The sequence below is a fragment of the Pseudoruegeria sp. HB172150 genome, from assembly GCF_013184805.1.
Classification (GTDB): domain Bacteria; phylum Pseudomonadota; class Alphaproteobacteria; order Rhodobacterales; family Rhodobacteraceae; genus Psychromarinibacter.
The window spans coordinates 484,450-497,134 of record NZ_JAATNG010000002.1 but is presented as its reverse complement, the minus strand read 5'-3'; the positions used below and the strand labels follow the sequence as shown (position 1 = coordinate 497,134).

At 61.0% G+C, this 12,685-nt stretch carries 9 protein-coding genes; 7 read left to right on the top strand and 2 right to left on the bottom strand.

What is annotated here, in order from left to right; all coding sequences use genetic code 11:
- Positions 1-57 precede the first annotated feature (57 nt).
- On the bottom strand, positions 58-1,884 hold the full coding sequence (locus HCO70_RS14200; RefSeq protein ID WP_216665435.1) for an ABC transporter ATP-binding protein: 1,827 nt from the start codon (positions 1,882-1,884) through the stop codon (positions 58-60).
- A 628-nt stretch (positions 1,885-2,512) separates the two neighbouring features.
- On the opposite strand from HCO70_RS14200, the gene HCO70_RS14195 reads away from it, so the two are divergent.
- The 7 genes from HCO70_RS14195 to HCO70_RS14165 all read left to right on the top strand — a co-directional run bounded on the left by HCO70_RS14195 (position 2,513) and on the right by HCO70_RS14165 (position 11,486).
- Positions 2,513-3,817 carry a UDP-glucose/GDP-mannose dehydrogenase family protein gene (locus HCO70_RS14195; protein ID WP_172297213.1) on the top strand — a complete coding sequence of 435 codons (1,305 nt, stop codon included), beginning with the start codon at positions 2,513-2,515 and terminating at the stop codon, positions 3,815-3,817.
- A gap of 180 nt (positions 3,818-3,997) precedes the next feature.
- On the top strand, positions 3,998-4,897 hold the full coding sequence (locus tag HCO70_RS14190) for a metal ABC transporter substrate-binding protein (protein WP_172297211.1): 900 nt from the start codon (positions 3,998-4,000) through the stop codon (positions 4,895-4,897).
- 96 nt (positions 4,898-4,993) lie between these two features.
- Positions 4,994-5,881: a manganese/iron ABC transporter ATP-binding protein gene (locus HCO70_RS14185; RefSeq protein WP_172297209.1), complete on the top strand. Its 888-nt coding sequence runs from the start codon at positions 4,994-4,996 to the stop codon at positions 5,879-5,881.
- Positions 5,878-6,765, top strand: coding sequence for a metal ABC transporter permease (locus HCO70_RS14180; RefSeq protein WP_172297208.1), 888 nt, complete (start codon positions 5,878-5,880; stop codon positions 6,763-6,765). Before HCO70_RS14185 ends, HCO70_RS14180 begins: the two co-directional genes overlap by 4 nt.
- A complete protein-coding gene (locus HCO70_RS14175) occupies positions 6,762-7,613 on the top strand; it encodes a metal ABC transporter permease (RefSeq protein WP_172297206.1) in 852 nt (283 codons plus the stop codon). Before HCO70_RS14180 ends, HCO70_RS14175 begins: the two co-directional genes overlap by 4 nt.
- Positions 7,614-7,819: 206 nt before the next feature.
- Positions 7,820-10,441: a calcium-binding protein gene (locus tag HCO70_RS14170; protein WP_172297205.1), complete on the top strand. Its 2,622-nt coding sequence runs from the start codon at positions 7,820-7,822 to the stop codon at positions 10,439-10,441.
- Positions 10,442-10,823: 382 nt separating this feature from the next.
- A complete protein-coding gene (locus HCO70_RS14165; protein WP_172297203.1) occupies positions 10,824-11,486 on the top strand; it encodes a sugar transferase in 663 nt (220 codons plus the stop codon).
- A 224-nt stretch (positions 11,487-11,710) separates the two neighbouring features.
- Here the strand turns inward: HCO70_RS14165 and HCO70_RS14160 are convergent, their stop codons facing one another.
- The gene (locus HCO70_RS14160; RefSeq protein WP_172297202.1) at positions 11,711-12,379 is read right to left on the bottom strand and encodes a sugar transferase; all 669 of its coding nucleotides are present in this window, start codon (positions 12,377-12,379) and stop codon (positions 11,711-11,713) included.
- Between the last annotated feature and the right edge of the window lie 306 nt (positions 12,380-12,685).

Here is a 12,685-nt window from a genome sequence, read left to right as displayed (position 1 = left end):
CGAAACAACTGGTGGCCGGCCATCAACGCACCGCCAATCCGAAAGCCGATGCCAGCATCAGGCGAACTCGGTCGAGGCAATCAGACGGCGAAACTCATCGCTGGAACTGGCAAGTTCTGACCAGCTGCCAAGCCCTTCGATCTGCCCACGGTTCATCAGGACAATCCGATCGCATTCCTTCACCGTGCTCAGGCGGTGCGCGATCATCAGGATCGTCTTGTCGCCGGGTAGCGCCCGGATTGCGCTCATCACCTCTCGTTCGGTCAGGTTGTCGAGCGCGCTGGTCGCTTCATCGAAAACGATCAGATCGGCGTCGTGGTACAGCGCGCGCGCTATGCCGATGCGCTGCCGCTGTCCGCCCGAAAGCCTTACACCGCGCTCGCCAACCGCACTATCATACCCGTCGGGTAGGTCGTTCAAGATGAACTCATGGATCTGCGCGATCCGCGCTGCCTTCAGAACCCGGTCCTGTTCGACCTCCTCTTTCGGCAGACCGAAAGCGATGTTTTCGGCAATGCTCGAATCCGTCAGGAATATTTCTTGCGGCACATAGCCGACCGTGCGCTGCCAGGCCCGCAAATTCTCGGGTACGATCTCGGTGCCGTCGGACCGGATTTGCCCCTTCGACGGTGGCAGTAGTCCCAGGATAAGGTCGGCGAGTGTCGTCTTGCCTGCGCCGGTGCCTCCGACGATGCCGATTTTCTCTCCGGCGCGAATTTCCAGCGACACGCCTGAAAGCCCCGGCCGTTCCGCATTCGGATAGCTATAGCCGACATTGTCGAGCGTCAGAGCGCGAGATAAACCAAGCCGAACCAATTCCTTCTGCTTGTAATCAAGAGGCGTGGCCGCCCCAATGTTCAAGTCACGATGCACGGCGTCAACAGCCGCATTTCCATATGTCAGCCGGGTCAGCGAGCGGTAGAACTTCGACAATTCCGGGATCAACCGCTGTGCCGAGAACGCGAATACGCCGAGGGTGGGCAGGATCGCGCTTAGCGACGAGCCGCTCGCAAGCGCATCTGGCTCCAGCAACACTAGGCAGATTGCGATCACACCGCTAAAGGCAACGACCTGCATGATGTAATGCGGTGTCTGTCCGATGACGTTGGCCCGCACCTGGGTGATCGCCATGCGGCGCGAAGGCCGAGAGTAGCGTTTCACGAATGCTGTCTCGCGGCCGGCGAGCTTGATATCCTTGATTCCCGACAGAGATTCACCGGCAATCCTGAACCGGGCCCTGTTCGTGTTGGCACGGATCTTCCCAAGCCGCCCGACCAGACGGCGGCTGTAGAGCAGAGCCCCCCCGTAAATGCCGCCAACTATTACGAAGGCAAAGCTCGCAACGATTGGATCGACGATGAACAGAACCGCAATGACACAGATGATCGACAGCAGCGACGCAATGGCTTCCGTGGCCGGCAACAGATACTGTTTCACGACCTGCTGCGTCTCATCGAGGATCTTTGTCCCCATGTCGCCCGAATGGCGATTAAGGAAAAGCTCGTATGGTTGTCGCAGGTAGCTCGACAGCAGCCTCAGGCTCAACGAGTGAATCCGCATTAACGCAAATCGCGATACCGCCCAGACCCGCACGATCTGGATCAGGTTGGCCGCCAAAATGATGCCAATAGAAGCATAACCCAGCAACTTGAGGAACTGATAGTCGCTCTCGAAACCACCGGTGTCATAGACCCATTTCAGGGCCGGTACTGTCTGGATCCGTTCCGGTTCCGCCAGGACCGACAGAAAGGGCAGAACTGACCCGACCATCACTGCGGATGAAAGCGCCGCAATGATCATGACAACCAAGAGATATCCTGCATTGCGCCGGTCCCGGTCGTCGAGCAGTTCCCATGCTTTCCGCCAAATCCGCTTTCTGGTCATCGGTTTCACTTCACCTGCTGTCCCTGCCCAGCCCGACTCAAGGCCTTTTCTTTACTTGTCCGCCATGGCCGGTACGAGACGCTCCTGCATCGGATTGACGCTCGGCAATTCTACCATGGCCTTACGCGCCTTCTAGTCGTCTTGGTACCCTGCCAGGAATTCGCACTTCAAAGTTCCTTCCACGTCACACGCCCAATCTACGGTACACAGACAATATTTCGCATTTCGGGCGACGCACAGAATTCAACGTTCCGAGCACTCTCATCATCTACGACCGGCGCTTAGCACGGTCCGAATGCCACCGACACCGATTTCCGCTACGTCCGTTTGCGACCGCAGCCGAAGGACCAGGATGACACGAATGAGCCTCAGCGCCGGTTTCTTGGAACTCGAACAGTCACACGCCGGGCACCGCCGCGACCGTTTAGCGAACCCGCTCGGCAAAGCCGGCCGGATGCTCTGCCGAGAATTGCATTCGTCCACGGCTGTAACTCTATTTGGCTGAACCGTTTGGATTGCGGGCATCTCGTGAGCAGTCCCGCCAGCGTCGAAACGTTGGGGTTGACAGATCATCCGCGACGGACCAACCCACAGACGGAATGCAGGCAGTGATACTGAAGGACATTTCATGCGTATCGCAATGATCGGCACGGGCTATGTCGGGCTCGTCTCTGGAGTTTGTTTTTCCGATTTCGGTCATGATGTGATCTGCGTGGACAAGAACCCCGCCAAGATAGAGATGCTCGAGGCCGGCCAGGTGCCGATCTACGAACCGGGTCTCGATTCCCTGATGGTTCGCAACGTCGAGGCCGGCCGACTTACCTTCACGACCGATCTCGCAAAGGCCGTGAACGGCGCCGACGCCGTGTTCATCGCCGTTGGCACGCCCACGCGGCGCGGCGACGGTCATGCCGATCTGAGCTACGTTATGGCCGCCGCCGAAGAAATCGCGCACGCCCTGACCGGCTATGCCGTGATCGTCACGAAATCCACCGTCCCGGTCGGCACGAACCGCAAGGTCCGCGACGTCGTCGCCGCCGCCAACCCGCAAGCCGAGTTCGACGTAGCCTCGAACCCCGAATTCTTGCGCGAAGGGGCGGCGATCGACGATTTCATGAAACCCGACAGGGTAATCGTCGGAATCGAAAGCGAGCGCGCCGCCAAGGTGATGGAAGAAATCTATCGTCCGCTCTACCTGCGCGATTTCCCGATCGTCACGACCGACCTCGAGTCGGCGGAGATGATCAAATACGCGGCGAACGCCTTCCTCGCGACCAAGATCACGTTCATCAACGAGATTGCACGCCTCTGCGAAAAGGTCGGCGCCGATATCAAGCAGGTTTCCAAGGGCATGGGCCTCGACGGCCGCATCGGCAACAAGTTCCTGCACGCTGGCCCGGGCTATGGTGGCTCCTGCTTCCCGAAGGACACGATGGCACTCGCCCGTATCGGGCAGGAACATGCGGCGCCGATCCAGATCGTCGAGTCCGTGATCAAGGTCAACGAAGAGACCAAGCGCCGGATGATCGACAAGATCCTCGACCTCTGCGACGGCTCGGTAAACGGCAAAACCATCGCCGTACTTGGCGTTACCTTCAAGCCCAACACCGACGACATGCGCGACGCGCCCTCGCTCACCATCGTTCCTGCTTTGGTCGGCGGCGGCGCGAAGGTCCGCGTCGTCGACCCGCAGGGCCGCCGCGAAGGCGAGGCGCTGCTGCCGGGCGTCACATGGTCCGAGGATCCTTACGAGGCCGCCGATCGGGCCGATGCAGTCGTCATCCTGACGGAATGGAACGAATTCCGCGCGCTGGATCTCGACCGGATGGCCGAGAACATGACGACGCCCCGCATGGCGGACCTGCGTAACATCTACAACGCAAAGGTCGTCAAGGACGCCGGGTTCGTCGCTTACAGCGCGGTCGGACGCTAGCAACCGGCGGCCGCGCCCGCACTTCAGCCCAGATTAACGTTCGAGCCGGGATGCCCGCTCATTCGACCGGCAGCATTGTGGTGTCATGAAGAATTCTTCTTGCGAATGATTCTCATCTCTTGACTTTTTGCGAATGATTTTCATTCTTATATCGACGGCACATGCAACAGAGAGATTAACATGCACTCCCTCCCTCAACTCCTTCTGGCCGCCGCAGCATCGCTCGCGCTCACACCGGCAGCGATGGCCGCCGACAAGATGAAGGTCGTCACCACGTTCACCGTTCTTGCCGATATGGCCCAGAACGTCGCCGGCGATGTGGCAGAGGTAGTCTCGATCACCAAGCCGGGGGCGGAGATCCACGGTTACGAACCCACACCGCGCGATATTGTCCGTGCCCATGACGCCGACCTGATCCTGTGGAATGGCCTGAACCTGGAGCTGTGGTTCGAACAGTTCCTGACGAACCTCGGCGACATTCCCTCCGCCACGCTCACCGAAGGGATCGACCCGATCCCGATCGCGCTCGGCGCTTATGAGGGCAAGCCGAACCCTCATGCCTGGATGGGTCTCGATAACGCGCTGATCTACATCGACAATATCGCAGCCGCCTTTGCCGAGTACGATCCGGACAATGCCGAAACCTATGCCGCCAATGCCGAAGCCTACAAGGATGAGCTCCGCGCGACTTTGGAACCGCTGCGCGACCAGATCGCTGATATCCCGGAAGACCGCCGCTGGCTGGTCACCTGCGAAGGCGCGTTCAGCTATCTCGCCCGCGACTTCGGCATGGAGGAACTGTACCTCTGGCCGATGAACGCAGACCAGATGGGCACGCCGCAGCAGGTGCGCACGGTCATAGACGGTGTGCGCGAACACGAGATCCCTGTCGTCTTCTGCGAAAGCACCGTCAACACCGCCCCGGCCGAGCAGGTAGCGCGCGAAACGGGTGCCCAATACGGCGGCGTGCTCTATGTCGACAGTTTGAGCGAGGCGAACGGCCCGGTGCCAACCTATCTCGACCTTCTGCGCGTCACCGCCACCACGGTTGCTGAAGGATTGACCAGTGCGATGAAGTAACCGGCCGTGCCACGCGCGGAGGCTTGCCGCGCCTGCAGCCGGACCGCAATGATAGCCATGCCGGGCCGTTTAACGGCCCGGCAAGCAAGGATAAACATGATGGACGCCACTCCGGACAGTCTTCTGCATACCAAATTCGACGGGATCGTCGCCCGCGATGTCACAGTCACCTACCGCAACGGCCACACCGCCCTGCGCCACGCCACATTCGAAATCCCTCGTGGTACCGTCACTGCCCTCGTCGGCGTGAATGGCGCTGGCAAATCGACGCTGTTCAAGGCGATCATGGGCTTCATCCCCGTCGCCGCCGGTGCGATCACCCTGCTCGGCATGTCGGTGCGCGAAGCTCTGAAAAAGAACCTTGTTGCCTATGTTCCGCAGTCGGAAGAGGTTGACTGGGCCTTCCCCGTCCTCGTCGAGGATGTGGTGATGATGGGCCGCTACGGCCATATGGGGTTCCTGCGCCGCGCATCCGACAATGACCGCGCCGCCGTCGACGCGGCACTGAAACGCGTGAACATGCTCGATTACCGCCACCGTCAGATCGGCGAGCTTTCCGGCGGGCAGAAGAAACGCGTCTTCCTCGCACGCGCACTGGCCCAGGATGGCCAGGTGATCCTGCTCGACGAACCATTCACCGGAGTCGACGTGAAAACCGAGGCACAGATCATCGCCCTCCTGCGTGAATTGCGCGACGAGGGACGGGTGATGCTGGTCTCGACCCACAACCTCGGCTCGGTTCCGGAATTCTGCGACCGCACCATTCTGGTGAAAGGCACCGTCCTCGCCTACGGCCCGACCGAGACCACCTTCACCCACGAAAACCTCGCAACCGCCTTCGGCGGCGTCCTGCGCCAGTTCACTCTCAGCGGTCAGGACCTCCACGACGACGACGACCCGCGCCGCGTGTCGATCCTGACGGACGATGAACGGCCGTTCGTCCAGTACGGCGAACCCGCGGAGAAATCCGAGGAAGAGGAATGAGCTACCTGCTGGAACCTTTCGGTTACGCGTACATGACCAACGCCATGTGGGTCTCGGCGCTGGTCGGCGCGGTCTGCGCCTTCCTGTCCTCCTACCTGATGCTCAAGGGCTGGTCCCTGATCGGCGACGCTCTGTCCCACTCCGTGGTCCCCGGTGTCGCCGGCGCCTACATGCTCGGCCTGCCCTTCGCGCTTGGCGCCTTCATCTCCGGCGGACTGGCCGCAGGGGCAATGCTGTTCCTGTCGGATCGCTCGGGCCTGAAGGTCGACGTCGTGATCGGCCTGATCTTCACCTCCTTCTTCGGGCTCGGCCTGTTCATGGTCTCGATCAACCCGATGGCGATCTCGATCCAGACCATCACCATGGGCAACATCCTCGCCATCACACCGGAAGACACGCTGCAGCTTGCCATCATCGGCTTTGTCTCGCTCGCCGTCCTGCTGGCGAAGTGGAAGGACCTGATGGTGACCTTCTTCGACGAAAGCCACGCCCGGTCCATCGGCCTTCGCCCCGATCTGCTGAAAGCGGTGTTCTTCGTCCTGCTCTCCGCCTCCGTCGTCGCAGCGATGCAGACAGTCGGCGCCTTCCTCGTCATCGCCATGGTCGTCACGCCCGGCGCCACCGCCTACCTGCTCTGCGACCGTTTCCCGCGCCTGATCGCCCTGTCGGTCGTGATCGGCACCGTCACGAGCTTCGTCGGCGCCTATGTCAGTTTTTTCCTCGACGGCGCCACCGGCGGCGTCATCGTCACTCTCCAGACAGCAATCTTCCTGATCACCTTCGTCTTCGCTCCAAAGCACGGGCTGGTAGCCGCGAAACGCAAGGCCGCCGAGGCCCTGCGCGAGGAAACCACCGAACCGCAGGCAGAGGAGGCCGCCGCATGATCGAGACCCTTCTCTTCCCGTTCCAGTTCCCGTTCATGCAGAGCGCTTTCCTGATCTGCATCCTCGTCGCCTTCCCGACCGCCCTGCTCTCGTGCTTCCTCGTCCTCAAAGGTTGGGCGCTGATGGGCGACGCTATCAGCCACGCCGTCCTACCGGGCATCGTGCTGGCCTACATCTTCGGCTTCCCGCTGATCCTCGGCGCCTTCGGCGCGGGTATGACCACGGCGCTCCTTACCGGCTACCTGTCGCAGAACAGCCGCGTGAAACAGGACACCGTGATGGGCGTCGTCTTCTCCGGCATGTTCGGAATCGGCATCATCCTCTACACCTCGATCAGCACCAACGCACATCTCGACCACATCCTGTTCGGCAACATGCTCGGCGTCGGGACCGAAGACCTGTGGACCGCTGGGCTGATCTCCGTCTTCGTCACCGCCGCACTGGTACTGAAATGGAAGGATCTCGTCCTCCACACTTTCGACCCCGCACAGGCCCGCGCTTCGGGCCTGCCGGTCAACCTGCTGCATTATGGGCTGCTGACGATCCTGTCGCTGACTATCGTGGCCACCCTCTCCGCGACCGGCCTGATCCTTGCGGTGGGACTTCTGATCGCCCCCGGCGCCATCGCGTTCCTAACCGTCCGCAGCTTCGGCCACATGATGATCGTGGCTTGCCTCACCTGCCTCACCGCCATGCTCGGCGGCACCTATCTCAGTTTCTTCCTAGACAGCGCCCCGGCCCCCACGATCATCCTGATCCTGACCAGTCTTTTCGTCCTGGCCTTCCTCCGGCGCATCCACATTACGAGGCGCGCCTCGGCGCAAATAGCTGCCGAAGATCCTGCCTAATCGCCTGCCACCGATGACAATGGCAAACCATGCGGCACGCCAAATCCTGCAGCATCGCTTGCGTTAATCTTGAATCCTCCAGTTAGAACCCGGTTTCGCCGCAGTCTCACCACCTGCGCAGCAATGATTGGCGCGAAGGTCCTAGCAACCAGATAGTCGCCCTTCACAGGCATGACCTGCGGGCAGCAAACGACGCTGTGAGACCCATGGACCTGACACTCGAAACCATCACGAGCTACGCTGCCGCCGTCTCCGACCGCATGTTCGGCGGCAACATCCTGATCGACCGCGACCGTCTTGGCGTCGGCACCTTCGACGAGGCCATCGCGGCGCTCGGCCTGAAATCCGTGCGCTATCCCGGCGGCACCGTCACCGAGCTCTACTTCGACGTAACCAACCCCGACGCTACCACCGCCCAGCACCCGGATACCGGCGCTACGGTCGACCTGCTTCCTTTCTCCGAATTCATGGCGCATTGCGCTGCCAACGGCCTGACCGCCGACATTGTTTTGCCCACACGCACCGCGCTGCTTTCTGGCGCTCAGGGCGAGCGCATGGTGGACCCTGAAGCTGTCACCGCGATCCGCGCTTTCGTCCGCGACATCCTCAAAGGCCACTACGGAGACGTCACCGTAGACACGTTCGAGATCGGCAACGAATACTGGCTCGGCGGCGCCATGACCGCCGAGGAATACGGCCGCGTTTCCAGCGCTTTCGCCCTCGCGATCCAGCGCGAGGTCGACAACTTCGTCGCAACGGCACAGCCAGGCGCCGACTGGACCGAGCCCTCCATCGCCGTCCAGATCGGCCAGTACGGCAAACATGACACCCGTCCTGGCTGGCAGCAGAACGAACTGATCATGGCCGAGTTCAGCACGGCAGAGGCCGCCGCCGTCGATGCCATCGTCGGCCACTACTACAACGGTGGCGGTTTCGACTCGGTCACCCAGACCAACTGGTTCTTCGACCGCATGGACGAGTGGAATGATAACGCGAAGTTCTCCGGCCTCGACGCCATCGTGACCGAATGGAACACCGACCACGCGCATACGCAGGAATTCGGCCTTCGCCAAAGCGCGACCATGCTGCACATGTTCTCGGAAATGGTCGCGCTGGGTGTCGATGGCGCCTGGGCCTGGCCGGTCCAGCAGAACACCACGAACGACCTTTTTGGCAACGAGGGCCAGACATTCCTGACCACCGGCGGCGAGATGTTCCGTCTCATCAGCGAAAACCTCTCCGGCGCCTACTTGCGTGGCCGGGACTACGCGACGGACCACGCACTTTATCATTTCACGGTGGGCAAGTCCGACGTGATTTACGTCGTCAACCGCACAGCCAGTGCCGAAACCTTCACGCTCGATCTAGGCACCACCGCAGAAACGGGCGATTTCGGCTGGTCCCTCGTGCTCGGCGCGGACGGCATCCCGGATCACAAGAACACCCTCGCAAGCCTGCACCTGGAAACTGGGCTAGACCTGAGCAGCAGCACCTTGAGCCTCGACCTGCAACCTTACGAAATCGCAATGGTCACTCTCGCAGCCGCTGGTACCGGTGTAACCATCGCCGGCCAGAACGCCTTTGGCGCCAACGTCTCCGACCGCGCCGGCTTCGCGGACGACCTCACCGGCACCATGAATGCAGACACGTTCCAAGGCTTCGACGGCAACGACCGCATTGATGGTTCCGGTGGCGCCGACTTCATCGACGGCGGCCCGGGCAACGACACGCTCCTGGGCGGCGGTCAGGCCGACACCATCCACGGCGGCTCGGGAAATGATTATGTCGAGGGCGGCTACGGTCCGGATCTCGTCTACCTCGACGACGGCGACGATACCTTCCTCGATATCGCCCAGGCCGGCCGGTACGGCACCGACACCATTCATGGTGGTAACGGCAACGACACGATCACTGCGCTGGACGGCGACGACCTGCTGTTTGGCGGTGCCGGAAATGACCTGCTCGATGGCGGCACCGGCAACGACACCCTCTCCGGCGGCACCGGCGACGACACTCTTCGCGCCGGCGACGGCAACGACCTGATTCACCTCGACGGTGGCACCAATGTTGTCTTCGCCGGCGGCGGCGACGACCTGATCCGCTTTGAGTCCGGCGCGGGCGAAGTCCATGGCGGTGACGGCATCGACACATTGGACTTCTCCAACGCCGACGGCGATTTCAGCCTGCACGTCCGCGACGGCTCCGCGTGGATCCCGCCGCAGAACCCTCTGCCGCTCACCTTCGACGGCATCGATCATATCGCCGGCACCGTCCGCGCGGATCAGTTCGTCTTTACTGGCCCCGCGCCAGAGATCCACGCGGGCGACGGCGGCGATGCAATCCGGGTACAGTCCGACGGCGCCATCGCCCACGGCGAAGGCGGCGACGACAGCATCGACCTCCACGGCGCAGACGGCCTTGCGGACGGCGGCGACGGCAACGACCGCATTACCGTGGACGGCACCGGCAGCATCGCCGCAGGCGGCACTGGCAACGACACCCTGCACGGCGGCGATTATGCCGAGATCCTCGACGGCGGCGACGGCGACGACCTGCTGAACGGCGGCCAGGGCGATGACATCCTGACCGGCGGCGGCGGCGCGGACATTTTCCTGTTCAACCTCGGCCGCGACGCGGGCCGCGACACCATCACCGATTTCGAGATCGGCACGGACCGCCTCATCATCCACGGCCTGTCGCCGCAATCCGCGCTCTGGGACGAGGTTGCGGTGCAGGATGGCGATGACGTGCTCATCGACATCTTCGGGATCTGCAGCCTCCGGATAGAGGGGCATACACTCTCCGACATCGAGGCACAGCAGTTCTGAGGAATATGAGCCCCGATTACCATTCGGACTCTTCGCCGGCGACGGAAACCCTTGTGAGGAACCGGTAGGGAACGTCGCTTCCGGCCCAGCGGCCCGAGGACACCCGTGTTAACGGAACCTAACAACCTGTTACCGCAGCTGTGCCAATTTAACTATTCGAATCAAATTGTTAATCCAAAATGTGCATGCCTACTCATTAGGCAAAACAGCGGCGAATTTCCTTAACGTCGTTGCGCCGACAGCCCCGTCAGACACAATATGTTCCCGGCATTAGGTTAACCATTATCATTTCGATAACCACGATGTTGACGCCTCCTGTCAGTTGGGTCTCCTACACGCGTCCCTGCCGCGTCCACGAGTTCAGTTTGGGTTCACCAGCGACATGTTTGACTTCAGCAATACAGGGCCCGCACCCTGTCCGGGCCTGCCGGCCTATTCCGACGCGCCATCGCCCCGACCGATTTCCTACCAGAAGGCAAAGCGCAGCTTCGACATCGTCGGAAGCCTCCTAATCCTCCTGACTACAGTTCCCATCGCCGCCACTCTCTGGTTCCTCAATCCCTGGCTCAACCGCGGCCCCTTGTTCTTCTGCCAGACGAGAATGGGTCAGGGCTGTACTGCCTTCCGGATGATCAAGTTCCGCAGCATGCGCGAGACGGCCTTCTGCAATCGAACCGCCGACAGCCCACTGGAAACCGACCGGATAACGCTCCTCGGGCGGTTTCTGCGACGCAGCCGCATCGATGAGTTTCCGCAAGCGATTAACGTGCTGAGGGGCGAAATGAGCCTGATCGGCCCGCGACCGGACATGTACGAACTGGCGGAACAGTACCTGCGTGATATCCCCGGCTACCGCGAACGCCACTCCGTCCGCCCCGGGATCACCGGCCTGGCGCAGACAGAGATCGGCTACGTCGTCGGCACCGAGGAAACCCGCAGAAAGGTCCAAGCCGACCTGCATTACATCAGCAATGCCAGCCTCGGGCTCGAAGCGTGGATCCTCTGGCGCTCAATACTCATCTGCGGCGCCTTCAAGGGCAGCTGACCTATCCAATTCGATAGTGATCGCGCTCACCATGCGGACGAACACGCGGCAGACCGCCAACATCATGAACCGGTACGAAACAACGAAACAGAAACGGGCAGCGTATCCATCGTCCGGTCGTTCGACATTGTAACACGGGGAAAAGTCTGGCGGTCTCTCAACGACAAAATCCGGCCAAAGCCGGGCAACGCAACGATCGCTCGTGGAACCTACCTGCTGGCGGGTCAGTTCCCCTGCCGACCCAGAATCACCGCAAGCGTTCTCCACACCAGCCAGGCTTCCATGAGGAACCCGGTGTGAGATATGTAATACAGATCGGCGCTGACCTTGCGGCGGGTCGCGTTGGATCCTTCGACATAGCCAACCTCGGTTTGTGCCAGCCCGCTGATACCCGGCCGTACGCTGTGGCGATACCTGTAACCGGGAACCTCGCGCAGATAGTGCTCCGCATGTTCGTAACAATCCGGTCGGGGACCGATCAGGCTCATCTCCCCGCGCAGCACGTTCAGGATCTGCGGCAGCTCGTCGATACGGATCCGGCGAATGAACCGGCCAAGCACGGTGATCCGATGTACCTCAAGAGGACATTCAGGCGACCGCTCGATCACCTCCGCCTCGCTCATGGACCGGAACTTGATCGCTCCGAACGGTTCACAATGCCGTCCCATGCGCTTCTGGACAAAGAACAACGGACCGGAGTTCAGCCAGGGATTGAGCAGCACGAGCGCAGCGGCCACCGTCAGAAAGAATGGGATGAGAAGGATACACATCCCGATATCAAACGCACGTTTGCACGTATTGAAAAAATTGCGATTCTCCGCCGAATGGCGAGAAGGTTTGCTCCGTTCCGCGAGGGCGGAGCTATCTACGGCACTGAAATCGAACACTTCCATTCGCATCCATCATGCTTCGCAAACTATCCACAAGTTGTGGAGTCTGCTGTTGATAACTCACCCAAGCACGTCCAGAATTCGTTAAGGTTAACCTGTCGTCAACTCAGAACCTCAAGTTTCGCATGTGAAACATTTGCAACATGGCTTTGTTGCACTGCGGCATCTCGTTTAGGTTGGAAGGATTCCGCTGGCTGGGGCCAGTCGCACAGAAATTAATCGGAGATAGATTTCCGGCAGTACCGAACCGCCCCGGAGAGGAGCATTGTCGCGCATCGTCCATCGGCCCCAGGCTCCGCAGACATCACT

Bases quoted from the DNA above. Each gene is read 5' to 3' on its own strand.
- HCO70_RS14200 (WP_216665435.1), bottom strand. From the start codon at position 1,884: ATGACCAGAAAGCGGATTTGGCGGAAAGCATGGGAACTGCTCGACGAC.
- HCO70_RS14195 (WP_172297213.1), top strand. From the start codon at position 2,513: ATGCGTATCGCAATGATCGGCACGGGCTATGTCGGGCTCGTCTCTGGA.
- HCO70_RS14190 (WP_172297211.1), top strand. From the start codon at position 3,998: ATGCACTCCCTCCCTCAACTCCTTCTGGCCGCCGCAGCATCGCTCGCG.
- HCO70_RS14185 (WP_172297209.1), top strand. From the start codon at position 4,994: ATGATGGACGCCACTCCGGACAGTCTTCTGCATACCAAATTCGACGGG.
- HCO70_RS14180 (WP_172297208.1), top strand. From the start codon at position 5,878: ATGAGCTACCTGCTGGAACCTTTCGGTTACGCGTACATGACCAACGCC.
- HCO70_RS14175 (WP_172297206.1), top strand. From the start codon at position 6,762: ATGATCGAGACCCTTCTCTTCCCGTTCCAGTTCCCGTTCATGCAGAGC.
- HCO70_RS14170 (WP_172297205.1), top strand. From the start codon at position 7,820: ATGGACCTGACACTCGAAACCATCACGAGCTACGCTGCCGCCGTCTCC.
- HCO70_RS14165 (WP_172297203.1), top strand. From the start codon at position 10,824: ATGTTTGACTTCAGCAATACAGGGCCCGCACCCTGTCCGGGCCTGCCG.
- HCO70_RS14160 (WP_172297202.1), bottom strand. From the start codon at position 12,379: ATGGAAGTGTTCGATTTCAGTGCCGTAGATAGCTCCGCCCTCGCGGAA.